The organism is Streptomyces sp. NPDC001410 (assembly GCF_042895235.1).
Taxonomy (GTDB): Bacteria; Actinomycetota; Actinomycetes; order Streptomycetales; family Streptomycetaceae; genus Streptomyces.
This window is the reverse complement of the sequence record NZ_JBIAWE010000027.1, coordinates 37,043-61,366: the sequence shown is the minus strand read 5'-3', so window position 1 is coordinate 61,366 and position 24,324 is coordinate 37,043. Positions and strand designations below refer to the sequence as shown.

The following is a 24,324-nucleotide window of genomic DNA, read 5'->3' as shown; positions in this document are numbered from 1 at the left end:
GTGGTCACTGGTCTCCGGCAAGGCGCCGTTGTTCGAGGTAGATACGGGTGAAGACCGCGACTTTGGCACGCAGGACCCAGGGATCGAAGGGCTTGCCGATGTAGTCGACCGCTCCGGCGGCGTAACCGCGGGCAGAGTGTTCGGGATCGGTGCCCATGGCGGTGAGGAAGATGATGGGGACGTCATGGGTGCGAGGGCGACGTTTGATGTGGGCGGCGGTCTCGTAGCCGTCCATGTCGGGCATCTGGACGTCCATGATGATCACGGCGAAGTCGTCGTGATCGAGAAGGGCTTTGAGGGCTTCGCGGCCGGAGGAGACGGCGACCAGTTCTTGGTCGAGGGTGGACAGGACGGCGGTCATGGCCATCAGGTTGTCCGGCTGATCGTCGACGATGAGGACCTTGGGCATGACCCGCGAGACCGCGGGGGTCACGGCGGCGACGGTCTGGACCTGTTCCACCGCTTCCAGCTGTCGTTCCAGCAGAGTGCAGCGCTGTTCGGCTTCGTCGCGCTGTTTTTGCGCTTCGTGGAGCTGGGCGGACAGGCGGGTGACTTCGTCCTGCAGCTGGTCGCGTTCGTGGAGCAGCTCGCTGACGTCCGGGTTGGCTGCGGCCAGGCGTTCGGCTCGTTCGCGTTCCGCGCTCCATTCGGCTTCCAGCTGGTTCAGACGCACCTCCAGGTCGGCGATGCGGTGTTTGCGGTCCAGCAGCGCGTCGCTCAGTGCGTCGCCGCGGGCGGTGGAGCGGCGTGAGTCACGGTCGGCTTCGGCGAGTTGCTGCTCCAGTACCGCGACCGCGTGGCGGGGTGAGGTGCTGGACTCGACGGCTGCCCGGTGCAGGCGGCGCACCAGTTCGATGGCGTGCGGGGTGGCGGCCATGCCACGGTGTTCGGCGATGTCGGTGAACAGGTCCATCACCACTTCCCACGGCGGCACGCGGGTGCCACCGAGATAGCGGGAGAAGGTGCCGGCATCCCGAACGCGGCGGGCCGCGTAGCGGCGGACCGAGACTTCCAGACCTTCGAACAGCTCCCGCAGCGCCATGGCCAGTGCACGGGATTCCGGTGTCAGGTCCGGGGCGAGAGGACGCAACTCAGCCACGGGCGCTACCGCCCTTCGTTCCCGCCCCGCGTACAACCGGGCTGCTGTGGGTGGCATCCGGGGCGATCACCTGGTTGAACACGGGCACGGCCCCGCCCGCGGCAGTGAGCCCGGCGAGCACACCGCCCACCACCCCGTTTCCGGCCAGCACCGACAACAGGCCGACCCCCACACCGGCCAGCGCAGCGAGTAACAGCACCAGCGCCGCCCTCACCGACACAAGCGAACGATCCATCGAACCTTCCCTTCCTCACCCCACCGGACACCAGCCGGGGCAGCGCGCCCCGAATGGGCCCGCCTTACTGCGAGCCACACAATGACGACAGATGAATCCGTTGCGCCAGGCAATCGGCAAACCGGCAACATCCAAGGCCCGTTGCGGCCGCCGCCCTACAGGCCGCAACACTCCCGATCCACAGCTCAGGACTGGTGCACTGTCAGATGTTGCGGCAACACCCGCATCAGTCACGGGCGTGGTGTTGACGCCTGGGGCCTGTCCGGCGGTGAGGCTCGAAAACCGGTGGAGCAGCGCCGCTGTGCGCCACTACCGTGCTGCCGAACCCAGTCGTCAAGGCAAGGACGTGCCGTTGTACACCCTGTGAGACCCCCCGAGAGCTGATGTGTCGCGCGTCGCGCATGTGCGCCGCGCTCCTTTTTGCTGCGGACTTCTCACTGAAACCGGTGTACTTCTGTGCTCAATAGCTGGGTGGTCATGCCCACCTGCCTGCCGACCGTCCTCCGCCGTTGCCACGCGTGCGCGTGCGAGCGCTTCCGGGCCAACGGCAAATTTCGCGTCAACGCAAACCACAAGCTCCTCGACGCCTGGCTCCTCGTGCTCTGTACCGCTTGCGGGGACACGGCAAAGCTCACCGTCCTGGAGCGGATGAACGTGCGCTCCGTACGACCTGAGCTGCTGGACCGGATGCATGACAACGACCCTGGCCTGGCAGCCGAACTGCTCCGGGATCCGGTCGTGCGGCGCCGTAATCGCATCGCCCTCGACTGGGACAACGCCTGGCGCCTCGACACCGGCGGATCGGATCACCTGGACCGCGAGGTGATCGACGTCTCGGTCCGCTTTGCGGCGCGGATCCCTGTCCGGCCGGTGCGACTGATCGCCGAAGGTTGCGGTCTTTCGCGGGCCGAGGTCGAGAGACTGATCACGGAGGGGAAGCTCGTTTCGGCAGTCCGGCTGAGCGGCAAGCTCTCCGACGACTTCACCTTCACGCTCAAGCGCTGAGCCCTCCTCGGGACCAGGGGCCTGTTCGGCAGGATCCGCCGGACAGGCCCTGGCCGCAGCTGCCAGGTCCGCTCGGCCGGTTCCGCTCCCGCCGACGCCGTCAACGCGGCGGACGTCGAGGCCATGGCCGAGGCGGGCACCGACATCTCGGCCGAAATGCCCAAGGTGCTGACCGTCGAGGCCGTTCAGGCGTCCGACGTCGTGATCACGATGGGCTGCGGCGACACATGCCCCGTCTTCCCCGGAAAGCGCTACCTCGGCTGGGAACTCCCCGACCCGGCCGGACAGGGCGTCGACGCCGTCCGCCCGATCCGCGACGAGATCGAAAAGCGCATCCGGGGCCTGCTCGACGAGATCGGTCCGGCGGAACAGCCTGACTCATCTCGGCAGGACGCCCGCGACGTCCCGCACGGCCCTGCCGGGCGAAGCTCCCCGTGACAGCCATGTCACCGTGGGTTCACATCCCAGCAGGACCAGGCATGCGGTGTTCGCGGCGCAGAGGGGCGCGTACGAACTGGGTGCACCGCTCGTCACAGGCTCAGGCTCCCATGTCCTGGAAGTTCCGACGCGCCTCCGTAAGACTCAGCCGGCCGTTCGGGCCGCCCCGAACTCGGTCGGCGTCGTGGTCGTCCTGGCCGTCGTCCTCCCAGAAGCACACGGGACAGATCTCGAAGTTGCCACGCTCGTCGAGCGTCAGGTAGCCGCAGCAAGGACAGCGATGCGGACCATCCTCGGCCCGTCCCTGGATGTTCAAAAATGGAGTGACCACGACCGCGTCCTGACCTGCCACGCCACCGGCCGCGACCCAATAGATTGCTTGAGCGGCCAGGAGGGCGGTGGCACGGGGCCCGGCCATCGTCCTGACCGGCTCGGGCCTGTCGGTTCTCGGCCCTGTCGCGTGGCGTCCGCCGGGGAACCACACTGGTCGGTGGGGCGCCCTCTTCGAGGCGCGTGCCCGCGACGGAAGGACGGACCCATGCCCACGGACACGCTTCCCGGCCCGCTGCGATTCCTGGTCTTCGGCGCGGCACTGCGGGCCGATTCGGCCAACGCCCGCCTCGCCTCCCTCGTGGCCCGGCTCATCTCCGACACCGGTGCCGCCGTCGACCTCGCCGGCATGCGCGACTTCGACATGCCCTTGTACGACGGCGACATGGAGGCCGGCGAAGGGCTGCCGAACGGCGCACTCGCCCTACGCGACCGGCTTGAGCGGAGCGACGCCTTCGTCATCTCCTCGCCGGAGTACAACGCCTCCGTGCCGGGAGTGCTGAAGAACGCGATCGACTGGGTCTCGCGTGTCCGGCCGCAGCCGTTCAAGACCAAGCACGCGCTGCTCGTCTCAGCGTCGCCGTCGCTGGTCGGCGGCAACCGCGGGTTGTGGGCTCTGAGGATTCCCCTGGAGCACCTGGGCACCCGCGTCTACCCGGACATGTTCAGCGTGGCCAACAGCTACCAGGCCTTCGCCGAAGACGGAACGCTGGCCGACCCGGGGTTGCAGCAACGTCTCACCGAGACCGTGTCGGGTTTCCTCAGCCTCGTCGAAGCGGACGTGCGCTACGTCTGCCTCGAACGCCGTTGGTACGAGTTCCTGGGGGACCGTACCGAGGCGGCCATCACCCAGCGGGCCGAGAAGTGATGCCGGAACGCCGCGCCGCAGACCGAACTGCCTGCAACCTCGCCGGCCCGGAGGATGCTCAGTCGAGACAGAACTCGTTGCCCTCGATGTCCTGCATCACGATGCACGCATCGTTGCCGTCATACAGGAGTCGCACGCGTACCGCGCCGAGCGCGACCAGGCGTGCGCACTCGGCTTCGAGGGTGGCGAGGCGTTCTTCACCCACGAGCCCGGTGCCGACCCTCACGTCAAGATGCAGCCGATTCTTGGCGACCTTGCCTTCGGGGACACGCTGAAAGTACAGCCGCGGGCCCACACCTGAGGGATCACTGCAGGCGAACCATGAACCCTGATCCTCCGGAGACTGGGAGCGGTTGAAATCGTCCCAAGTGGTGAACCCCTTTGGGGGCGGCGGTACGACGTACCCCAACACCTCGCACCAAAAGCGAGCGACGCGCTCAGGTTCTGCGCAGTCGAAGGTGACCTGGAACTGCTTGATCGACGACATCGGCGCACCATAGCAGGGGGACTCGGTTGCTCATCTCCCGGCGTGGACAGGCATGTTGTCGGGAGGACGACCCCTGCTGGCCGCTGCTTGCGTCACGTGGCCGGAGGGCCGAAGACATTCCTTGCGGTCTTCGGCCCTCCGGCGGAGTGCAGCTGCTGTGCCGGCCACGACGACGGGTGGCAGAGGGCGTGGTCGGCCTCCGCACCACGGCACAGCCGCCAAGGCGGGCTAGCGGTGGCCGAGGTAACGGTCGTGATCCCGGTGCCGGTCGCTGTACCAGCCGTGGTGCCAGCCCTGGTCCCGATCACGGCCCCGACCCCAGCCCCGGTCGTCCCAGCCGCGGCGGTCCCAGTCCCGGCCCCAGCCCCGGTCCCGGTCGCCGAAGTGACCGTCGTGGTGGTAGCCGCTCCTGTGGCTGTGCGAGTAACTCCTCCCGTTGTCGCGGTCATGGTCGGCTCCGGCTGCCAGGGCTGGCATGGCGGCCGCGCCGATGAGGGCGCCCGAAGCCACACAGGTGGCGATCAGGCGGACCGTCGTACGAGAAACAGACATGAATCTGTCACCTCACGTTCGTGCATACCGACCCTGTTCGGGGCCGGGCATGCAATCCGGAATTCCCGGCTCGGTGCCGAGGTCCCACACTCTGGCCCTCCACGTCGACACCAGGTCCACGAAGGGATTCGCGTTACGAAAAGCGGATATGTCCGTAACCCTCCCTTGTATGGGCCATCGATACCGAGGGAGGGGTCCGGGCGCCGACCCGCCCCGGCTCCGAATCATGCTGCGAGCAGGAAAGAAGGCAGCTGACGGCCCGTGATGCGATCGGCGCCCCCGCCGCCTCAACTCCTTCGAATGGCCCAGTGCCTTCAGTAACGACGAAGGGCCGCCATCCGGGGGACCCGCCGCGGTCGGCGGCTCTTCAGGGTGGCTCCTTGTGAGTTGCCTCACCCACCACTGTCGGCAGCCACGCACAAACCGCCTGGCCAGCCCCCCGCTCCCCCATCCGACGACTGCCTGTTGGCCGGATACGTCAATAAACTGTCATTGCAGCCAGTGCACTGCCCGATACAGGCTGTGACCGTGCTTGAGCGACGTGTTGTTGTGGTGGTGTACGCGGGTGCGATGGCCCTGGACATCACCGGACCGATTGAAGTGTTCGATACGGCCAACCGGCTCCTCGCCCCGTCGAGCGCCCCCTACCGGATCGACCTGGTCTCCGCCGACGCACCTCTGGTGCGCACGAGTTCAGGAGTGACGGTAGGAGCCTCACCGCTGGAGGCAGGGCACGGCCCCATCGACACGCTTCTCGTGCCGGGCGGATGGAGTCTTGGCGAAGCGCTCCGGGACAGGACGCTGGTCTCCTGGATCGGCCGGGCAGCGGCCCGGTCGCGCAGGGTCGCCTCCGTATGCGGCGGATCCTTCCTGCTGGCCGAGGCGGGCCTTCTGGACGGCAGACGCGCCACCACGCACTGGGCGTACAGCGAGGCGATGGCCTGCCGCTATCCGGACGTGACGGTGGACGCCGAGCCGATCTTCGTCTGGGACGGTCCCTTTGTGACGTCAGCGGGCGTGTCGACCGGGATCGACATGGCGCTGGCCCTGGTGGAGGCCGATCACGGTGCGGCGCTCGCGCTGGAGACGGCGCGGTTTCTGGTGCTCTTCCTGAAGCGGCACGGAGGGCAGTCCCAGTTCAGCGCCGTCCTCGACGCCCAGTTGGCCGACCATCCACCGATCCGGACCGCGCAGGAGTGGATTCTTGACAACCTGCACAACCCCTTACCCGTGGCCGAGATCGCTCAGCGGGCCAACATGAGCCTGCGTAATTTCGCCCGGGTCTTCAGGCGCGAGGTGGGCACGACGCCCGGCCAGTACGTCGAGCGGACGCGCATCGCCCGCGCACGCGAGCTACTGGAGACCACCGACCTGACGATCAACCAGATAGCCGGCCGCTGCGGATTCGCCGCCACCGAGACGTTCTTCCGCTCCTTCGGGCGAACCCTGGGGCTCACCCCGAAGGAGTACCGGCACCGCTTTCAGGTCATCACGCCATCCGGCCTCATCGACCAGCGCCATGAGACGGACAGGAGCCCCGCATGATCACTCCGATGTCGGACATGCCCGAGGCAGGAACGGTTCGCCTGGTCGACCACCTGGCCGGGGAACTCGCCAGGGCCGGCGTCACCCATGTGTTCGGCGTGGGCGGCGCGAACATCGAGGACCTGTATGACGCCGTTCACCGCTGCGACGCCGTCCGCTGCGTCGTCGCCAAGCACGAGTTCTCCGCCGTCACGATGGCCGACGGATACGCCCGAACCACCGGGCGCCTCGGCGTTGTTGCCGCCACCTCGGGCGGCGGGGCGATGAATCTCGTACCGGGCCTGGCAGAGGCGTACGCCTCCCGGGTCCCCGTGCTGGCCCTGGTGGGTCAGCCGCCGACCGGCCAGGCAGGCCACGGGGCGTTCCAGGACTCCAGCGGCAAGGCGGGCTCCTTCGATGCACGGGAGGTCTTCGCACCCGTTTCCCGGTTCTGCGCCTGGGTCGAGGACGCGGACTCGCTCATGGAGTTACTGCCCCAGGCGATGGCGGCGGCACAGGCCGATCCGCGGGGGCCTGCGGTACTGCTGCTGCCCAAGGACGTGCAGCAGGCACGGATCCGGTTGCCCGGCCGCAGCAAGGCGCCGACACCGGGCGTGCCGATGCCGGCGTCGACGCCACCGGCGCCACGGCTCGACGGGTCGGCCCTCACCACCGTGTCGGACATCCTTCGCGGGGCCGACCGCGTACTCGTCATCGCCGGTGAAGACGTCGCGGCAGCGGACGCGCGTGCGGAACTGGCCGAACTGGCCCGGAACCTCGGGGCGTGGGTGGCGGTCACCCCGGACGCCAAGGATGTCTTCGACAACCGTGATCCCCGGTTCGCCGGCGTTGCCGGGGTGATGGGCCATGCCAACGTCGAGGACTGTCTGCGGCGGTCCGACGTGTGCCTGCTGGTCGGTACCCGGCTGCCGCTCCTGGCACGCGGCGGCCTCGACCGGGCCCTGGCCGCCACCGAAGTCGTGTGCCTCGGTCCCGAACCGCCGTACGTCGCGGGCACCGCACTGCGCGGGGGCCTGCGGGACGCGCTGCGCGCGGTGACCGGCCGGCTCCCGCCGCGCGCACATGACTGCCCGCCGCACGCGGGTCCCGTCCCCGCGCCCGTTCCGAACCGGGTTTCTCCGGCCCGCGGACGAGTTGTCCCCTATACCCAGGCAATCGCCGCGGTGGAGGCGGCACTTCCCCAGTGTGCGCATGTGTTCGTGGACGCCGGCAACGCAGGTGCCAGCGCGGTCCATCTCCTCCCGGCACCGCGCCACGGCCGCTTCGTGGTGGCGGTCGGCATGGGCGGCATGGGCTACACCTTCGGTGCAGGCATCGGCGCCGCGCTCGCCACCGGGCGACGCACCTACGTCCTCGCCGGCGACGGGTCCTTCTTCATGCACGGAATGGAAGTGCACACCGCCGTGGAGTACGACGCACCCGTGACCTTCGTGGTCTTCAACAACAACGCCCACGCCATGTGCGCGCTGCGCGAGGAGTTCCTCCAGGGCGGCATACGCAGCGACGACCTGTTCGGCCGGACCGACCTCGCCGCCGGAGTGGCCGCCGCCTTCCCGTCTCTCGACGTCACCGGAGCCGGCGACGCCGGGCAGTTGCGCAAGGCGCTGCTGCGCAGCAACACGAGCGGCGGCCCCGCGTTCGTCGCAGTGGACTGCGACCCGGGGGAGATCCCTCCGTTCCTTCCCTTTCAGTCCTTCACCACACTCACCGACAGCACTGAACGCCCCGGCAGCAAGGAGAATTCAGATGAGCGAGGAGTCGTCCATGTTGGCTGACATCCCCGGCCTGGTCCGGATCGAGAACCCCGGCAAGGAGGAGCTGACCGCCCACTGCATGGAGTTGACCCACGCCGTCTACCCCCACCATCAGGTCTACGGGCAGTACTGCACCATCCACGAGTACGTCGACTGCCCCCCGGAGCAGGCCTACGACTACCTCCGCCAGGGCCACCACCTGGAGGAGTGGACGTGCAGCCTGCGGGACTTCGCCCCCACCGGCACACCGGGGCTGTGGGTCGGCCACGACCGCCTCGAGGACGACACCAGGATCTACTGCAGGGTGGCCGCCCACCCCGAGGCCATGACCGTGGACTACCACTGCTCCTGGGACCAGGGCGAGAAGCTGTGGATGATCTACCTGATGCGCGTCGTACCGGCCCGCCTGGTGCTCGACAAGCCGGGATCGGTGATCACTTGGACCAATTGCCGGCACCCGTACTACGACGCCAACCCGCACCCCGACATGGCCCCCCGCCCGGACCGGCCCTGGGTGGGCGACTACTGGGACCTCTTCTACGCGGGGCACACGGTGGAGATGAACAACCTCAAGGCCATCCTGGAATACCGCCACCGGGGCGGCCTGCCCGTCAGCGTGGCTCCGACGACGGCGGTACCGCGATGACGACGGTCAGCCTCACCGACGTCGCGGGTTACCTCCCCGGCGAGCCGGTCCCCGCCGAGTTCTACACCGACTACCCCGGGGCCGAGGACAAGCTCCGCAACCATGCCATGTTCAAGGTCCCGCCGTCACGGCACCACGTGGCCGCGGACGAGACCAACGCGGACATGATCGAGCGTGCCGTTCAACCCCTGATCGAACGGCACGGCAGGGCCGCGATCCGAGGTGTCGACGTGCTGTTGGTGCACAGCCAGTTGCCGGACCTGCCGTTCGTGGGCGCCGGCACCGAGGTGGCGCGCCGGCTGGGTCTGAACCCGGAGTGGCTCGTCGACGTGGCCAACGCGGGCTGCGCCTCCTTCATATACATGCTGAAGCTGGCCCGGCAGATCCTCACCACCACCGACGCGAAGACCGCGCTGATCTGCAACGCGCAGAGCGCCGCAGGCCAGTGGTTCACGCAGTCCGAGGTGCGCAGGCTCGCCCAGGCGGCAATTCCGGGCGACGGCTGCGGCGTCGGGTATGTGACGACTTCGGCGGACACCCCGGTCCTCGACGTGGAGACCCGGCACATCGGTGAGTACGCCGGGGAGATGACCGTGGCGGTCGACGACGGCCGCAAGTACTGGGAGCCGGGAGAGTCCCAGTTACGGATCGGGTTCACCGACTCCAGCGTCGCCAAGGTCCTGGCACGCGGCAACCGCCTCGTCCCGGAGGCCGTCACGGACCTGTGCCGACGACTCCGCGTGGCGACCGGCGACATCGACGTCCTCATCACCAACCAACCGAACCGCACCTTCCTGCGGAACTGGCAAGAGGCGCTGCAACTGCCGGCCGAACGGCACCTGAACACCTTCGACCAATACGGGAACCTCTTCGGAGCGGCCATCCCGGTCACCCTGAACCGCGCGATCCGCTCGGGTCGGGTGAAGGACGGTGACCTGGTGGTACTGGCGGGATTCGCGCACGCGGGCGACTTCGCCGGAGCCGCCGCCATCCGCTGGCGCGGCGGGCGGGGATGACTCATGGGCGTTCCCGTGCTGCACCGACTGGCCCTGAACGAGAGCCCTTACCCTCCCCTGCCCGCAGTGCGTACGGCGATGGAACGGGCCGTCGCAAAGGCCCACCGGTACCCCCACTTCTACCCCGACGACCTCACCGAGCGGATCGCCGCATGGTGCCGGTTGCCACCCGACCATGTCGTGGTGGGAAGCGGATCGGTGGGCGTGGCCCTGCAGTTGCTTCAGGCGGTCGTCCGACGCGGCGATGCGATGGCCTACGCCTGGCGCACCTTCGACGCGTACCCCCTGCTGGCCGCCATGGTCGGCGCTCGGCCCGTTCCCGTACCCCTGTCGCCGGACGGACACCAGGATCTGGGCGCGCTGCTGGCCGTGGTCGACCACCACACCCGCGTCGTGGTGGTGTGCAGTCCGCACAACCCCACCGGAAGCCTGGTCACCGCAGACGCCCTGTCGGCGTTCCTGCGCCGGGTCCCCCGGCACGTCATCGTGCTCCTCGACGAAGCGTACGTGGAGTTCGCCCGTGGCACCGACCTGCCGGACCCGCCCGCGCTCTTGCGCTCGCACCCCAACGTGCTGGTCCTGCGCACCTTCTCCAAGGCCTACGGCCTCGCCGCCCTGCGGGTCGGCTACGGACTCGGCGCTCCCGACCTGGTGGAGCGGATCCGCCGGCAACAACTGCCGTTCGGGATCAACGCGGTGGCGACGGCGGCAGCGAAGGCCTCACTACGGGCCGACAGCGAGCTGCGCCTGCGAGTGGACACCATCGTCGCCGAACGGGAACGACTCCGGCACGAGCTCGTCGGCCTGGGCTGGCACGTACCCCCTGGCCATGCCAATTCCGTCTGGCTCGCCGCGCCCGATCCGGTGGACGAGGGCGCCAGGGCACTCACCATCGCCGGCGTCCAGACGCGGCACTACCCGGGCGAGGGACTGCGACTCACCGTCGGCAGCAGAAAGTCCAACGACACCGTGCTCGCCGCGCTGGCGAAACTGCGCGCGCCCCAGCATGCGCCGGAGCGGCAACGTGGTCGTCGAGGTGTGGTACACGGAGTCCAAGGTCCAGATGAACGACACGCACAGCAAGGACATGGTCACTGAGCGCACCCTCGGCTGGGGCACATGCCTGGACGCCGGCGCCCAGTGCCAGTGGCCCTCCGCTGGTGTGGGCGAAGCGAGCGCCGGTGTTATTCAATGAGGTGTGCGGTCAGGGACTCGGGGCCCCGTCGCACGGGTCCGAGTACGGCCTCGGCGCTGTGCCGGGGATTGCTGAGAGAGCCGCATGGACTCCACATCCTCCCCCTCCCCCTCGCCCTCTTCGCCGTTCGAGCTGGTCAGCAGCGCCCTGGGGCGCTACATCCCGCGCGGTGGAGCGGCAGCGGCCGCCGGTTCTGGCGACACGCAGGGCGACCGCACCACCCGCCAGCGCGTACCCGACAGCCCGGCAACCAGCCCTCAGGATCAGATTCTCGGCGCGGTCAACCTGGACAGGGATCTGAGAATCACCCGCTGTAACCTTGACGCCCCCGTATTCGCGGGTCTGGACGCCGCGGCCGGGAGCCCCTTCGCCGATCTCCTGCCCCCCGGGGACGTACCGACGGTCACACGGCGGTTGCGGCAGGTCCTGGAGACCGGTGAGGCCCATGTCGCCCGGATCCAGCGCCTGCGGCGCGGCGACGGGTCTGAGCTGGTGGTCTCGATGAGCATCCTGCCCGCCGCGGTGCCTCAGGAGAGCCTGACCGTCTCCGTGATCGCCATGGCCAGGAGGCTGCACCTGTACGCCGCCGAGACCGCGATCGGCACCTCGCTGGACATCGGCGAGACCGCGCAGTCGCTGGCGCAGTCCCTGCTGGCCTGGGGAGACGTGGCGGCCGTCGACCTCGACTTCGCCGTGTGGACGGGCGAGGGAGTCATCGGGCAGGCTCAGGGGCGCATCCACCTACGGCGGGCGGCCCTGGTGCCGGACCGGGCGTGGCCCGATGGCTACGTGACTCCCGGCGACGATCTTCCCAGCGACGCGAGTCGCCTGCTGGCGCAGGCCGTACGGCGGGACGACGCCCCACAGGCCATCGTCATACCCGACCGGGAGGCGGTCGAGCGGGTACTCGGCGGTCCGCGCGTGATGCGTGCCCTGGTGCCCGGCGACCGGTCTGCGGGTGTGGCGTGCATACCGCTGGTCCTGGAAGGCGCCCCACCCGTCGTGCTGGGCGTCGCGGAGGTCTGGCGGCGGGCGGACTGCCCCTTCCGCGACAGCGAGCTGCTCGACCTGCAAGAACTGGTCGCCAGGACCGCCCACCACGTCGACCTGGCCCGTCAGCACCAGCGCGAGCACACGCAGGTGCTGGCGTTGCAACGTCGGCTGCTGCCCCGAACCGGCGGCAACACCATCGAGATCGCCAGCGTCTCCCAGCCCGCCACACCCGACAGCGCGGGCGTCGGCGGCGACTGGGTGAACAGCTTCCCCCTGCCGGACGGCCGTACCGCGCTGGTGGTCGGCGACGTCGTCGGCCACGGCCTGGGAGCCGCGGCAACCATGGGCCAGCTGAGCACGGAAGCCCGCGCGCTGCTGTCCGCGGGGCTCGCGCCCGACGAGGTACTGGAGCACCTGGACGAGACCGTGTCGCTGCTGGACGACGCGGAGTCCGGGCTGGCGGCCGGCTACAGCGCCCTCGGGTCGACCTGCTGCATCGCCCTCTACGACCCGGTCAGCCACCACGTGGCGCTGTCCAGCGCCGGCCACCTCCCCCCGGTCCTGGTCTCCCCGGACGGGCACGCAGGTCCACTGGCGGTCCACCCTCACCCCGGCCTGGGCACCGAATTCGCGCTGCGGGAGCCGTTCGACGTGCAGACGTTCGGCGCGCCCCCGGGCTCCCTGCTCGCCCTCTACACCGACGGCCTGGTGGAGGATCCGGCCATATCGATCGACGAGGGCATCGACAGGCTGGCGGACGCCGTGTCCACGGTGCACCCCTGGGACGCCCTGCAGCAGGCCGCACGGCACGTCGTCTCCGCCGTGGCACCCGTGCACCAGCGCGACGACGTGACCCTGCTGCTCGCGCGGATGATCGGCTACCGCAAGGGAGACACCGCGACCTGGCGGCTGCCCGCCCGCGACGACGCCCCTGCCCGTGCCCGCGCGCAGGTCTCGTCCCTGCTGCGGCAGTGGCGCACCAGGGACGGGACCCGGGACAACGCCCTGCTGCTGGTCAGCGAGCTGGTCACGAACGCTGTGCGCTTCGCCACCGGCCCCATCACGGTACGGCTGATCAGGACCGGTCACGGCCTGCTGTGCGAGGTGGGCGACACCGGCAACGGCAGGCCACGTCTGAGCCGGGGCGGCCTCCTCGACGACGGCGGCCGTGGCCTGCACGTCGTGCACAGGCTCACCACCCGGTGGGGGGTTCGGTGGACGGACACCGGCAAGGTGGTCTGGGCGGAAGTCGCGAGGTGACCCGGCTTCGGGCCGCTACAGCCACTCCCCTTCCAGGGCGGTGGCGGTGAGGCCTGGTGCCGCCGCGTACAGGACGGCGCGACTGCCTGACTTCTGCCCGGCGTCGTACGCCCGCCGCATGATGTCGAACACGGCGGCGCCTCCCCGGTTGCCGGTGGTGTAGCTGTCCCGGCTGTAGTCCAGCAGCCCCGACGGCCACGTGTCGGGCATCGTCTGCTCCATGTACTCCAGCACCCGGGTCCCGCCGGGGTGCGCGAGCAGCACGTCGGGGTGCCAGGAGTCGGGGTGGTCCTGGTACCGGACGCGCAGCCACTCCCACATCGCGGCGACCGTCTCCTGTACGGCGCGCGGCCCGCGCCGGTCCATCACGAAGTGGGTGCCGTCCGACCGCGTCTCCAGGCGGTGCAGGTCCTGGGTGCCGGGCAGGGTGTGGTGCCAGGCGGCGTCCAGCCGCAGCACCGACTCGCGCCGCGGGCGGCCCGTGACCACCGCGGCGACCGCGGTGTCCGCGAACAGCAACCGGACGATCAGGGACTCGAGGGTGTCGTCCGCGGGCTGGTAGGTCGTGCTCAGCGCCTCCGCGATCACGACCAGGACCACCCGGTCGGGGTCCGCGGCCACGAGGTCCGCCGCCAGTGCCAGGGAGCGGGTCCCCGCGATACAGGCCCACTGCGTGGCCGGAAGCAGCATCACGTCGCCTCGGAGCGAAAGCTTGTTGGCCAGGGCGATGTCCAGACCCGGCAGCGCCGGGGTGGTGGTGTTACTGGTGATCAGGCAGTCGATGTCCGCGGCGTCCAGCCCGGCGATCTGCAGGGCTCCGCGCGCCGCACGCTCCCCGTAGGACTGCACGGCCTCCCAGGCCGGCGCGGTGCGCTCCTGGACGGTCTGCGGCCCGGGTATCGCCTCAAGTGCGGCGATCACGCGGTCCACGTCCTGCTGGGTGAACCCGTCGCGGGCCAGCGCCTCTTGGGCCGGCCCTATGCCGACATCCCGCAGGCCACCGCCGTTGCCGGGCGCGACGGCGGTCTCCAGCGGCAGCATCCACCCGCGGGTCTCGATGCCCGTGCTGGCCGCGATGCCGTCGATCCGCGGCGCCCACGCCGCGTGCGGATGCCGGTCGCGCACCTCCGCGACGATCTGACTGGTCTGCACGGCGTGCTCGCCGTGTATCACGGCAGGAGGACAGAGGTAAGCGGCCATGGTGGGGCACCTTTCCGGGGGAACAAGCGGGAATGTCACGAGTGCTGAGTGATGGGTCACTTTGGTACTTCGCGCCCAAGAGGTTGCCGACGGGCTCCACTTCGGGAGCCCGTGTCCGTTTTGAGCATGGATGCTAAAGGGACATTTCCGCTGTGATGCACACAACTTCGGCGGCCTTTGGATGACGTGACACGGCACACACCGCCGAGACGGGAGCCCTCAGACCGGCCCCGCAGGCCATACCTGACTTACCGCCAGCCAGTAGGTCACACGTTGGTAGATCCAGCCAGCCTCACAGGTTGAGCACAAATTACATACAACCCCCTCTTCATACTGGCCCCGATGGTCTAGATTGACCGTGCTTCAGCTGTTCGGACACGAGGCGACCAGCAATGATCTATAAGTCCGGCGCTATGGAAAGCCAGCAGTCGCGTCCCCGGCGCCGGACGTGGGGGTGATCAATTCTTGGAGCACCCGAGGTTTCGACGGGTTCTCGCGCACCTCGAGAGTCGGGCAGGACATGCGCGTCTGCTGCCGCCGGGGTGGGTTGTTCAAGTAGCTCTGAAATAGCCGGGATGTCATGCGCGGGGGGCGGGGGCCTCCCGCGGAGGAGGAACAGCGCGGCGCGGGGGGCGGGGGCCCCGAGGGGAGGGACAGCACGGGAGGCGGGGGCCTCCCGGGGGGCGAAACAGTGTGAGGCGAGCACGTCGAACCACTGGGGACCTTGGGGGGTTCTGTGCGGCAAGGGGGACTAGTCGGCCCGTTTCCGTCTGCGCGCGGGCGTCTGGCGAACGGGGCAATCAACCGGCCCGCGATCGATTGGGAGCAGCGTTATCGCCGTACCGTGATCATCAGCGATACCGTGGCCACCGCCTTCGTGGTGGCGGCGATCGGCGACTTCTTCGGGGCCCGGGACGCGGCCAACTGGCACGAGAAATGGGGAATTCTCGCATTCGGCACCGAACTGCTGGTGCTGGGGGCGCTTGCGGTGAGCCGGGCGTGGGCTCCGGCCGTGCTCGGCCAGGGCGCCGAGGAATTCCGCCGGCTCGGACGCTCATTGTTCACGGCGACCGTCGTACTGGCGCTCGGCGGAATCGCCCTCACCTCGCGCAACATCAAACTCTGGATCTTCGTCGCGATTCCCGCGATCGCGCTCATCACCATGATCGAGCGGTATGTGCTGCGCCTCTGGCTGCACAGACAGCGGAAAGAAGGCCGGTGCCTGAGACCGGTGCTCGCTGCCGGGAGCACGGACACCGTGCGCGACCTGATCACCCGTACCCGCAAGTTCCCGCACATCGGCTGGCGGGTGGAAGCGGTGTGCACGACGGACGGTCGCGGGCTCGACGGTGACCAACTGGACGAAGTGCCGGTCGTCGGCCGACTGACGGACGTCGCCAAGCACGTCCGCCACGACGGCTACCGTGTCGTCGCGGTCACCCCGGACCCGCACTGGTCACCGGACCGGCTGCAGCGGCTGGCCTGGAACCTCGAAGGCAGCGACGCCGAGATGGTCGTGGCACCCGTGCTGATGGAGGTGGCCGGCCCGCGGCTGCACGTCGACGCGGTGCTCGGGATCCCGCTGCTGCGGGTCAGCATGCCGACCTTCACCGGTGGCCGCCGGGCGGTCAAGGGGGTCGTCGACCGGGTGGGCGCGGCGATCCTGCTGATGCTGTTCGCGCCGCTGATGGTGCTCGTCGGACTGCTCGTGCTGACGGACAGTCGGGGCGGGGTGTTATACCGCCAGCGCAGGGTGGGCAAGGACGGCCGCGAGTTCACCATGGTCAAGTTCCGCACCATGGTCGCCGGGGCTGACGGGGCACGTGCCGAGCTGGCCGAGCGCAACGAGGGCGCAGGGCTGCTGTTCAAGCTCCGCCGGGATCCGCGGGTGACCCGGGTGGGATCGGTGCTGCGCCGGTACTCGATCGACGAACTGCCGCAGCTTTTCAACGTGCTCACCGGCTCGATGTCGCTCGTCGGTCCGCGGCCTCCGTTGCCGGAGGAGTGCGCCGCGTACGACCCGGACATCCGGCGGCGGCTGCTGGTCAAGCCCGGACTCACCGGCCTGTGGCAGATCAGCGGACGCAGCGATCTGCCGTGGGAGGAGGCCGTCCGCCTCGACCTGCGGTACGTGGAGGACTGGTCGCTCGCCCTCGACACAGTGATCTTGTGGAAGACGCTGCGTGCGGTGCTCCAAGGACAGGGGGCCTACTGATGCGCGGGGGTCGGCGTCCGGCCGGCGCACGGACCGCAGGCCGCAAGGGCCTGCCTGGGGGGAGGAACGGGTCATGAGAGTAAGCGTCTTCGGGCTCGGCTACGTGGGCTGCGTGTCGGCCGCGTGTCTGGCCGGCATGGGGCACGAGGTCATCGGGGTGGACGTGAACCAGGCGAAGGTCGACCTGGTCAACAGCGGCTTGGCCCCGGTGGTCGAGGAGCGGATCGGCGAGCTGATCGCCGAGGTCGTGCGAACCGGAGCGCTGCGCGCCACCGGCGACGTGCGCGAGGCGATCACGGGCAGCGAGGTGTCGCTGGTCTGCGTGGGCACGCCGTCGGAACCCAACGGCAGCCTGTGCACCACGTACTTGGAGCGGGTCACCGAGCAGATCGGCGCCGCGCTGGCCGAGCGGGGTGGGCGGCAGACCGTCGTGTTCCGCAGCACCATGCTCCCGGGCACCTGCCTGAACTTACTGGTACCGATCCTGGAGAAGTTCGTCGGCGGTACGGCCGGGGTGGACTTCGGGGTCGCGGTCAACCCGGAGTTCCTGCGCGAGGGCACGAGCGTGCGGGACTTCTTCGACCCGCCCAAGACCGTCATCGGCGAACTCGACCCGGCAAGCGGCGACGCGGTGCTGGCACTGTACGACGGCTTGCCCGGCGAGGTGTTCCGGGTCCCGGTCCCGACCGCCGAGGCGATCAAGTACGCGGACAACGCGTTCCACGGCCTCAAGATCGGCTTCGCGAACGAGCTGGGCGCGGTGTGCCAGGCGCTCGGGGTGGACTCGCACCAGGTGATGGACGTGTTCCTGGCCGACCGCAAGCTGAACATCAGCCCCGCCTACCTGCGGCCCGGCTTCGCCTTCGGCGGCTCCTGCCTGCCCAAGGACCTGCGCAGCCTGGTCCACGCGGCGCAGCGGGCCGACGTCTCGGTGCCCATCCTCGCCCATGTCCTGACCTCCAACTCCGCACATCTGCAACGTGCGGTGGAGCTGGTCGAGCGCACCGGCAAACGCCGGGTGGGCCTGTTCGGGCTGTCCTTCAAACCCGGCACCGACGACCTCCGCGAGAGCCCGCTCGTCGAGCTGGCGGAGAGGCTCTTCGGCAAGGGTTACGACCTGCGGATCTACGACGCCAACGTGAACCTCTCCCGGCTGATCGGCGCGAACCGCGAGTACATCGAGACCCGGCTGCCGCACCTCGCGCAGCTGCTCGCGGACTCCGTCGGCGAGGTGCTCGAGCACGCCGAGGTGTGCCTGGTCGGGACCAAGGAGCCGACCGTGCTGTCGGCGTTGCCCCATGGCGACGGCCCCGTGATCGTCGACCTCGTCCACCTCCCCGACGCCGAGGCGCGCCGGGCCGAACCGGGGTACATGGGCCTTGCTTGGTGACACATCGTTCGGTGACACAGCCGGCGGCGACCGGCACGGCCGGCGCGCGCTGATCCTGGTGGAGAACCTGTCGGTGCCGTTCGACCGGCGGGTGTGGCAGGAGTGCACGACGCTGCGCGACGCGGGCTGGGAGGTGCACGTCATCTGTCCCCGGGGGGAGAAGCGGGACACGGAGCCGAAGGCGGTGATCGACGGGGTGCGGATTCACCGCTACCCGTTGCGCGCGGCCACCGGAGGGCCGGCCGGCTACCTGCGGGAGTACGGATCGGCACTGTGGCATACGGCCCGGCTGGCCCGCAAGGTCGGCCCGGTCGACGTGGTCCACGCCTGCAACCCACCCGACCTGCTGTTCCTGCCGGCAGTGTGGCTGAAGCGGCGCGGCGCGCGGTTCGTCTTCGATCAGCACGACCTGGTACCCGAGCTGTACCTCTCCCGGTTCGACCGCGGCGAGGATCTGCTCTACCGCGCCGTGTGCGCGCTGGAGCGGCGGACCTACCGGGCCGCGGACGTCGTGCTCGCCACGAACGAGAGCTACCGGGACGTCGCGCTGCGCCGTGGCGGTCGGCGGCCGGGGGACGTCTTCGTGGTGCGCAGCGCGCCGCAGACCGACCGGTTCCAACCGGTGCCGCCCGAGCCGGAGTTGAAGCGCGGCAAGCCTCATCTGCTGTGCTACCTCGGCGTGATGGGCCCTCAGGACGGCGTCGACTACGCCTTGCGGGCCCTCGCGAAGCTGCGCGACGAGCTCGGGCGGACCGACTGGCATGCGGTGTTCGTCGGCTCCGGCGACGCCTTCGACGCGATGGTGGAGCTGTCCCGGCGGCTCGGGCTCTCGGAGCAGGTGCAGTTCACCGGGCGCATTCCGGATGCCGACCTGGTGCGCTACCTGTCCACCGCGGACGTGTGCCTCTCCCCGGACCCGCGCAATCCGCTCAACGACGTGTCGACCATGAACAAGGTCCTGGAGTACATGGCGATGGGCCGGCCGATCGTCTCGTTCGACCTTCGGGAGGCGCGCGTCTCCGCCGGTGACGCCGCCGTCTACGCGTCCGCCAACGACGAGGCCGAATTCGGCAAGCTCATCGCGATGCTCCTTGACGATCCGGAGAAGCGGGCCCGGATGGGCAAGATCGGCCAGGAGCGGATCAGCGGGCCGCTGTCCTGGCGGAACTCGCAGGCGTCGCTGCTCGCCGCCTACGCCGCTGCCTGCCGTGACCATGCTCCGGTGTCGGCAGGTGGGCCGGTCCGTACGGGGAAGAGGCTGCGCCATTGAGTGATGACACGATCCGCCTGGTCACGGTCGGACGGATTCTCCGTCGGCGGTTCCGGCTTCTCGCCGTCCTCGCGGTGGTGGGCGCGCTCGTCGGCTACGGCACCTCGGTGCTGCTGTTTCCGCCGCGGTACACGGCGTCGGCATCCGTACTGCTGCCGGGGCAGTGGGAGGAGCGCGAACTGCTGACCCAGGTGGACATCGCGACCAGTTCGGCGGTGGTCGAGCGCGCGGCCGCCACGCTCGGCTGGAAGAACGTCAGCGGCGCCGAACTGCGGGATCAAGTGAGCGCCAAGGCCACCGACGGGAACATCATCAAGATCTCGGGTACGGCCGACACCCCGGAGCGCGCGCAGCGGCTCTCCGACCAAGTGGCCCAGCAGTTCGTCACCTTCGCCACGCGGATCGCAGGCGGCAGTACCGACCCCGGAGCGGCCACGGGGACCGAGGCGCTGCGGAAGAGGGTGGCGGAGACCGACCGCCGCATCACCGACCTGGCCAATGCGGCCGATCCGGGGCAGACCGTGGAGAGTGTGCAGGCCCGCACCGAGCTGGAGAAGCTGCGCACCTCGCTGCAGGACGCCATGAAGAAGCTGGAGGAGGCCGACCCGTCGACCAACAAGGCCGGCATGGTCGTCATGGGGCCGGCGCCTCGGCCGACCGGCGCGGCAGCGCCGACAAGAGTGCAGCTCATCGTCGCCGGGGCGCTGGTGTTCTTCCTGCTCGCGGTCATCGGCCATCTCGCCGCCGCACGGGTGAGTCGCCGGTTGCGCACCGAACAGGAGATCGCCGCGGCGCTGGGCTCGGCACTCCTCGGCACCGTCGACGTGCCTGGTGAACGGCGCGCGCACCGGCCGGAAAGCCGCGGCCCACGGGCTCGGATCCGCCGGCTTCTCGGCGTCGACACCCGGTGGGACATGCCGACCCCGCAGAGGTCCGGCGACGAGGCCGACAGACGGATCCGCTACCGGCGGGTGTGCGCTCGCCTCCGGGACCAACTGCCGGCTCCCCGGCGGTTGCTGGTCGTCGTACCGGACGGCGACGAGATCGCCCGCCGGGCCGCCGGCCAGCTCGTCGCCGAGGCCAGGACCGATCCGGTGCTGCGGGTGGTGGAGGTCTCGGTGGACCGGCCGTTGGTGCCGGACCGCGACACCGAGTCCGGTGCCCTGGTCGTCCTCAGCGCGGGCAGCTGGACCGCGGAGGAGCTGGCCGGCATCGCCGAGGCCTGTGCGGACGCCGGGCATGAGGTCGTCGGCATCGTCGTCGCCGGCCCGGTCCGGGCCCGTCCGACGCGGACCGCCGGCCGTCCTGCGGACGATGCCACTTTGGCGCTCGCGGTGCGCGGCCACGCGACGGGAGGTTCGGTGTGACGACGAGCAAGACGTCGGAGTCGTCGGCCGCCGCTCCGCTCCTCGACCTGCAGGCGCTGGTGGTGTCGGTGCGCAGGCGCCGCCGCCTCTGGTGCTTCATGGCGCTGCTCGGACTGCTGATCGGCGCGGCGGTGGCGGTCCTGCTGCCGCCGTCGCCGAGCGCGGTGACCAAGGTGCTGGTCGCGCATCAGGAGGACCAGCCGAACGACACCGGAACGCTGATCCGCACCGACGTCCAGCTGCTGGGCACCACGCAGATCGCCGACCGGGCCCTGAAGTCCCTCAAGTCCCCGGAAAAACCGGAAGACTTCATGCGGGAGTACCGGGGTACCGGATTGACCAACAACCTGCTGCAGATCGATGTGACAGGTGACACCGACGCGCAGGCGGTGGCCCGGGCCAAGGCACTGGCCGATGCGTTCGTCGCGGACCATGTGCAGCGGATACGGGACACCGCGGACGCCGAGGCCAAGGCCCTGCTCGACCAGCGCGACCGCATGCAGGACGAACTCGCCGAGGTCAACAAGGCGATCGGCGGCCGATCGCCGGACAGCGACCCGAAAGCGGCGGCGAGCACCGAGTCGCTCTTCGCCCGCCGGGCCGATCTCACTTCGCGGATCGCCGATTTCGGTCAGCGCGCCGAGGAGGCGCGCGTCGGCACGCCGCAGCTCATCGTCGGCACGCAGATCGTGGACGCCCCGCGCGCGGTGCACCACTCCCTGCCCAAGGCCGTCGTCACCAACGCCGTGATCGGGTTCGTCCTCGGGCTCTTCCTCGGTCTCGCGCTGGCCGCGGTCGGGGTGGTGGTGGCGGACCGCCCCGTGCTGCGCCGGGACATCGCGGCGAACCTGGGCGCCTCGGTCATCGCGGAGCTGCCCCGCCGGTCGGGCAGGCTGTGGCAGCGCCGACGGACCCGGAAGACACGCGAACGACTCACCGGGACCCTGGCCCGCACCGTGCGCGGCTCCGCGGAACCGCTGTCGCTGCTGGAACTGGGCTGTGCGCGCAGCACGAGCGTGATCGCCCTGAACCTCGCCCGGGCACTGGCGGCGGAGGGGCCAGTGGTCATCGTCGACGGCCTGCCCCGCCCGCGGCTCGCAAACCGCCGCCAGAAGCCAGGAGACCCGGCCGTGGTCAGCGGCGAGCGTGCCGCGGCCCTGTCGCCTCAGGAGCGCCGGATCGGCGTCGGCTCGGTGGCGCCCGGCACGGCGTGGACCGACCTCCAGTACCTCGGCACCCAGACCGTGCTCGTCGTGCGTGCCGGGCACGGCAGCACCGCATGGCTGCACACCGTCGCGCGGCAACTCGCGGACCAGCGCATTCCGGTGATCGGTGTGGTGCTGATCGACCCCGATCCGCGTGACCGGACCGACGGCACGCTGTGGGACGGACTGCACACCGCGCTGCGCGGCCGGAGCGAGCGGCCGGCCCGGCAGAAGGGGACGGGCAGGCGGCGGACGGAGCAGCAGCCGATGTGGGCGGGACGGGTCCCGGACAGCGACCAGGAGGCGCGGTAGGACATGTGTGGCATCGCAGGCACTTACCGATGGCCGGACGGGAAGGTCGTGACCGACCGGCTCACCGATACCCTCGCCCACCGCGGTCCGGACGGGGCGGGCCGGTACAGCCACCCCGTCGGTGACGGCGAAGTGCACCTCGGGCACCGCCGGCTGGCCATCATCGACCTGTCCGAGACCGGCGCCCAGCCGATGGTCTCGGACGGCCTCGTCCTGACGTACAACGGCGAGCTGTACAACGCACCGGAACTGCGTGCCGAGCTGGCGGCCGCCGGGGTGCGCTTCCGCGGTACCTCCGACACCGAGGTGCTGCTCGAGGCCTGGCGGCGCTGGGGCACGGACTGCCTGCCCCGGCTGCGCGGCATGTTCGCGTTAGGGATCTTCGACGAGCGAACCGGTGAACTGGTACTCGCCCGCGACCAGTTGGGCATCAAGCCGCTGTTCCTGCTCCGGCGCGGCGAGGGCCTGGTGTTCGCCTCCGAGCTGAAGGCGCTGGCCGCCTCGACCGGCGGCAGGCTGGAGGTGGACCAGGCGGCGCTGGTGGCCTCGCTGCTGTACTACTGGGTGCCGGACTCACGGTGCGCGTTCCGCGAAGCGGAGAAGCTGCCGCCGGGGAGCTGGCTGAGGTGCCGGCCCGACGGCCGGGTGGAGCGCGGCCGGTTCTGGAACCTGAAGGACGTCGCCGCCGAGGGCCGGGAGCGGGCCCGGGCCGGCGAGCAGCCGGACTTGGCCGCCATCGTCGAGGAGTCGACCCGGCGGCACCTGCTCTCCGACGTACCCGTGGCGACCTTCCTCTCCGGCGGCCTCGACTCCAGCTATCTGACCGCGCTGGCGGCCCGCGACCGACCCGGGATCTCCGCCTACACGATCGGGTTCCGCGCCGAGGACGCCAGGTTCGAGGCGATGCCGGACGACCTGCGCTATGCCCGGCAGGTGGCCGAGCGGTTCGGCGTCGACCTGCGGGAGATCGAGATCGCCCCGAACGTGCTCGACCTGCTGCCGGAGATGACGTACCACCTGGACGAGCCGATCGGTGACCCCGCCGCGATCAACACGTTCCTGATCTGCTCGGCCGCCCGGGAGGCCGGAGTCAAGGTGATGCTCTCGGGGATGGGTGCCGACGAACTGTTCGCCGGTTACCGCAAGCACCTGGCCAACCTGCTTGCGCTGCGCTACCAGCGCGTCCCGCGGCCCCTGCGGCGAGGGGTGGCCAGGGCTGTGGACCGGCTGCCGGTCGCCACGTCCCGCCGGGGATACCGGTCGGTGCGCTTCGCGAAGCGGTTCCTCTCCTTCGCCGATCTGCCGGAGGAGACCGCGTTCCGGCGCAGCTACACCATGTACGACCAGGACGAGCTGCTCGCCCTTCTCGATCCGGACCTGGCCCCGGCGGTCGAGGACGTGCTGACCGAACATGCGGACATCTACCAGGACAACGACCTCGACGACTTCGTGAACCGCATGTGCCTGGGCGATGCCCGGATGTTCCTGCCGGGCCTGAACCTCACCTACACGGACCGGTCGAGCATGGCCGCGTCGACCGAGGTGCGGGTGCCGTACGTGGACGTCGAGGTGGTCAAGGCGGCGTTCGCCGTGCGCGGCGAACGCAAGATCGTCGGACGACAGGGCAAGGTCGTCCTCAAGGAGGCAGCCGGCTCGATCCTGCCCCGGGAGATCGTGTACCGGCCCAAGGGCCTGTTCAGCGCCCCGCTGCGCGCCTGGATGAGCCGGGATCTGGCACCGCTGGTGCGCGAGGTGGTGAACGACGGCGTGCTCGTCCGCTCCGGGTTCCTGCGCCGCGACGCGCTGGCGCGGCTCGTCGCCGAGGACGCCGCCGGGCAGCGGGACTTCTCCAAGCATCTGTGGCATGTGCTGACCCTCGAGTACTGGTACCGCGACGCGACCTCCGGGTCCGGCCAGAGCACTCGGTTGACGGCTTAGGAAA

General features: G+C 70.0%; 21 protein-coding genes. 15 read left to right on the top strand and 6 right to left on the bottom strand.

Features of this window, described 5'->3' with window-relative positions:
- Nucleotides 1-4: 4 nt before the first annotated feature.
- Together ACFY3C_RS41650 and ACFY3C_RS41645 are read right to left on the bottom strand one after the other, a co-directional pair.
- On the bottom strand, nucleotides 5-1,099 hold the full coding sequence (locus tag ACFY3C_RS41650; RefSeq protein ID WP_390774573.1) for a response regulator: 1,095 nt from the start codon (nucleotides 1,097-1,099) through the stop codon (nucleotides 5-7).
- Entirely contained in the window at nucleotides 1,092-1,334 is a 243-nt protein-coding gene (locus ACFY3C_RS41645; protein WP_390774572.1) for a hypothetical protein, read from the bottom strand. Before ACFY3C_RS41645 ends, ACFY3C_RS41650 begins: the two co-directional genes overlap by 8 nt.
- A gap of 456 nt (nucleotides 1,335-1,790) precedes the next feature.
- On the opposite strand from ACFY3C_RS41645, the gene ACFY3C_RS41640 reads away from it, so the two are divergent.
- Together ACFY3C_RS41640 and ACFY3C_RS41635 are read left to right on the top strand one after the other, a co-directional pair.
- Complete coding sequence (locus ACFY3C_RS41640; RefSeq protein WP_386575274.1) at nucleotides 1,791-2,339, top strand: DUF1062 domain-containing protein; 549 nt, start codon at nucleotides 1,791-1,793, stop codon at nucleotides 2,337-2,339.
- Between the two features lie 21 nt (nucleotides 2,340-2,360).
- Nucleotides 2,361-2,777: a phosphotyrosine protein phosphatase gene (locus ACFY3C_RS41635; RefSeq protein ID WP_390774604.1), complete on the top strand. Its 417-nt coding sequence runs from the start codon at nucleotides 2,361-2,363 to the stop codon at nucleotides 2,775-2,777.
- Nucleotides 2,778-2,877: 100 nt separating this feature from the next.
- Here the strand turns inward: ACFY3C_RS41635 and ACFY3C_RS41630 are convergent, their stop codons facing one another.
- Complete coding sequence (locus ACFY3C_RS41630) at nucleotides 2,878-3,195, bottom strand: CPCC family cysteine-rich protein (protein ID WP_390774571.1); 318 nt, start codon at nucleotides 3,193-3,195, stop codon at nucleotides 2,878-2,880.
- Nucleotides 3,196-3,315: 120 nt separating this feature from the next.
- Here ACFY3C_RS41630 and ACFY3C_RS41625 point away from each other — a divergent pair, with 120 nt between their 5' ends.
- Nucleotides 3,316-3,975 carry an NADPH-dependent FMN reductase gene (locus ACFY3C_RS41625; protein WP_386575272.1) on the top strand — a complete coding sequence of 220 codons (660 nt, stop codon included), beginning with the start codon at nucleotides 3,316-3,318 and terminating at the stop codon, nucleotides 3,973-3,975.
- Between the two features lie 58 nt (nucleotides 3,976-4,033).
- On the opposite strand, the gene ACFY3C_RS41620 is transcribed toward ACFY3C_RS41625, so the two are convergent.
- Complete coding sequence (locus ACFY3C_RS41620) at nucleotides 4,034-4,462, bottom strand: VOC family protein (protein ID WP_386575271.1); 429 nt, start codon at nucleotides 4,460-4,462, stop codon at nucleotides 4,034-4,036.
- A gap of 228 nt (nucleotides 4,463-4,690) precedes the next feature.
- Entirely contained in the window at nucleotides 4,691-5,014 is a 324-nt protein-coding gene (locus tag ACFY3C_RS41615; protein WP_386575270.1) for a hypothetical protein, read from the bottom strand.
- Nucleotides 5,015-5,536: 522 nt separating this feature from the next.
- Between ACFY3C_RS41615 and ACFY3C_RS41610 the strand changes: the two genes are divergently transcribed.
- The 6 genes from ACFY3C_RS41610 to ACFY3C_RS41585 all read left to right on the top strand — a co-directional run bounded on the left by ACFY3C_RS41610 (nucleotide 5,537) and on the right by ACFY3C_RS41585 (nucleotide 13,423).
- Complete coding sequence (locus ACFY3C_RS41610) at nucleotides 5,537-6,559, top strand: GlxA family transcriptional regulator (RefSeq protein ID WP_390774570.1); 1,023 nt, start codon at nucleotides 5,537-5,539, stop codon at nucleotides 6,557-6,559.
- Nucleotides 6,556-8,334, top strand: coding sequence for a thiamine pyrophosphate-binding protein (locus ACFY3C_RS41605; RefSeq protein ID WP_390774569.1), 1,779 nt, complete (start codon nucleotides 6,556-6,558; stop codon nucleotides 8,332-8,334). Before ACFY3C_RS41610 ends, ACFY3C_RS41605 begins: the two co-directional genes overlap by 4 nt.
- The gene (locus tag ACFY3C_RS41600) at nucleotides 8,324-8,959 is read left to right on the top strand and encodes an SRPBCC family protein (RefSeq protein ID WP_390774568.1); all 636 of its coding nucleotides are present in this window, start codon (nucleotides 8,324-8,326) and stop codon (nucleotides 8,957-8,959) included. The genes ACFY3C_RS41605 and ACFY3C_RS41600 overlap by 11 nt, the downstream gene beginning before the upstream one ends.
- Nucleotides 8,956-9,975, top strand: coding sequence for a 3-oxoacyl-ACP synthase III family protein (locus tag ACFY3C_RS41595; RefSeq protein WP_390774567.1), 1,020 nt, complete (start codon nucleotides 8,956-8,958; stop codon nucleotides 9,973-9,975). Before ACFY3C_RS41600 ends, ACFY3C_RS41595 begins: the two co-directional genes overlap by 4 nt.
- 3 nt (nucleotides 9,976-9,978) lie before the next feature.
- Nucleotides 9,979-11,073: a histidinol-phosphate transaminase gene (locus ACFY3C_RS41590; protein WP_390774566.1), complete on the top strand. Its 1,095-nt coding sequence runs from the start codon at nucleotides 9,979-9,981 to the stop codon at nucleotides 11,071-11,073.
- 181 nt (nucleotides 11,074-11,254) lie between these two features.
- Nucleotides 11,255-13,423, top strand: coding sequence for a SpoIIE family protein phosphatase (locus ACFY3C_RS41585; RefSeq protein ID WP_390774565.1), 2,169 nt, complete (start codon nucleotides 11,255-11,257; stop codon nucleotides 13,421-13,423).
- A 15-nt stretch (nucleotides 13,424-13,438) separates the two neighbouring features.
- Here the strand turns inward: ACFY3C_RS41585 and ACFY3C_RS41580 are convergent, their stop codons facing one another.
- Nucleotides 13,439-14,623, bottom strand: coding sequence for a type III polyketide synthase (locus ACFY3C_RS41580; RefSeq protein WP_390774564.1), 1,185 nt, complete (start codon nucleotides 14,621-14,623; stop codon nucleotides 13,439-13,441).
- A 736-nt stretch (nucleotides 14,624-15,359) separates the two neighbouring features.
- On the opposite strand from ACFY3C_RS41580, the gene ACFY3C_RS41575 reads away from it, so the two are divergent.
- The 6 genes from ACFY3C_RS41575 (at nucleotide 15,360) to asnB (ending at nucleotide 24,320) form a co-directional block, all read left to right on the top strand.
- A complete protein-coding gene (locus ACFY3C_RS41575; protein WP_386575260.1) occupies nucleotides 15,360-16,838 on the top strand; it encodes a sugar transferase in 1,479 nt (492 codons plus the stop codon).
- 73 nt (nucleotides 16,839-16,911) lie between these two features.
- Nucleotides 16,912-18,228, top strand: coding sequence for a nucleotide sugar dehydrogenase (locus tag ACFY3C_RS41570; RefSeq protein WP_390774563.1), 1,317 nt, complete (start codon nucleotides 16,912-16,914; stop codon nucleotides 18,226-18,228).
- A complete protein-coding gene (locus ACFY3C_RS41565; RefSeq protein ID WP_390774562.1) occupies nucleotides 18,218-19,498 on the top strand; it encodes a glycosyltransferase family 4 protein in 1,281 nt (426 codons plus the stop codon). The genes ACFY3C_RS41570 and ACFY3C_RS41565 overlap by 11 nt, the downstream gene beginning before the upstream one ends.
- Nucleotides 19,495-20,865, top strand: a complete 1,371-nt coding sequence (locus tag ACFY3C_RS41560) for a Wzz/FepE/Etk N-terminal domain-containing protein (RefSeq protein WP_390774561.1) — start codon at nucleotides 19,495-19,497, stop codon at nucleotides 20,863-20,865. The genes ACFY3C_RS41565 and ACFY3C_RS41560 overlap by 4 nt, the downstream gene beginning before the upstream one ends.
- Nucleotides 20,862-22,382 carry a Wzz/FepE/Etk N-terminal domain-containing protein gene (locus ACFY3C_RS41555; protein ID WP_390774560.1) on the top strand — a complete coding sequence of 507 codons (1,521 nt, stop codon included), beginning with the start codon at nucleotides 20,862-20,864 and terminating at the stop codon, nucleotides 22,380-22,382. Before ACFY3C_RS41560 ends, ACFY3C_RS41555 begins: the two co-directional genes overlap by 4 nt.
- A gap of 3 nt (nucleotides 22,383-22,385) precedes the next feature.
- Nucleotides 22,386-24,320: an asparagine synthase (glutamine-hydrolyzing) gene (asnB, locus tag ACFY3C_RS41550; protein ID WP_390774559.1), complete on the top strand. Its 1,935-nt coding sequence runs from the start codon at nucleotides 22,386-22,388 to the stop codon at nucleotides 24,318-24,320.
- The last annotated feature ends 4 nt before the right edge of the window (nucleotides 24,321-24,324 follow it).

Bases quoted from the DNA above. Each gene is read 5' to 3' on its own strand.
- ACFY3C_RS41590 (WP_390774566.1), top strand. From the start codon at position 9,979: ATGGGCGTTCCCGTGCTGCACCGACTGGCCCTGAACGAGAGCCCTTAC.
- ACFY3C_RS41605 (WP_390774569.1), top strand. From the start codon at position 6,556: ATGATCACTCCGATGTCGGACATGCCCGAGGCAGGAACGGTTCGCCTG.
- ACFY3C_RS41620 (WP_386575271.1), bottom strand. From the start codon at position 4,462: ATGTCGTCGATCAAGCAGTTCCAGGTCACCTTCGACTGCGCAGAACCT.
- ACFY3C_RS41580 (WP_390774564.1), bottom strand. From the start codon at position 14,623: ATGGCCGCTTACCTCTGTCCTCCTGCCGTGATACACGGCGAGCACGCC.
- ACFY3C_RS41585 (WP_390774565.1), top strand. From the start codon at position 11,255: ATGGACTCCACATCCTCCCCCTCCCCCTCGCCCTCTTCGCCGTTCGAG.
- ACFY3C_RS41625 (WP_386575272.1), top strand. From the start codon at position 3,316: ATGCCCACGGACACGCTTCCCGGCCCGCTGCGATTCCTGGTCTTCGGC.
- ACFY3C_RS41570 (WP_390774563.1), top strand. From the start codon at position 16,912: ATGAGAGTAAGCGTCTTCGGGCTCGGCTACGTGGGCTGCGTGTCGGCC.
- ACFY3C_RS41600 (WP_390774568.1), top strand. From the start codon at position 8,324: ATGTTGGCTGACATCCCCGGCCTGGTCCGGATCGAGAACCCCGGCAAG.
- ACFY3C_RS41645 (WP_390774572.1), bottom strand. From the start codon at position 1,334: ATGGATCGTTCGCTTGTGTCGGTGAGGGCGGCGCTGGTGCTGTTACTC.
- ACFY3C_RS41595 (WP_390774567.1), top strand. From the start codon at position 8,956: ATGACGACGGTCAGCCTCACCGACGTCGCGGGTTACCTCCCCGGCGAG.
- ACFY3C_RS41630 (WP_390774571.1), bottom strand. From the start codon at position 3,195: ATGGCCGGGCCCCGTGCCACCGCCCTCCTGGCCGCTCAAGCAATCTAT.
- ACFY3C_RS41615 (WP_386575270.1), bottom strand. From the start codon at position 5,014: ATGTCTGTTTCTCGTACGACGGTCCGCCTGATCGCCACCTGTGTGGCT.
- asnB (WP_390774559.1), top strand. From the start codon at position 22,386: ATGTGTGGCATCGCAGGCACTTACCGATGGCCGGACGGGAAGGTCGTG.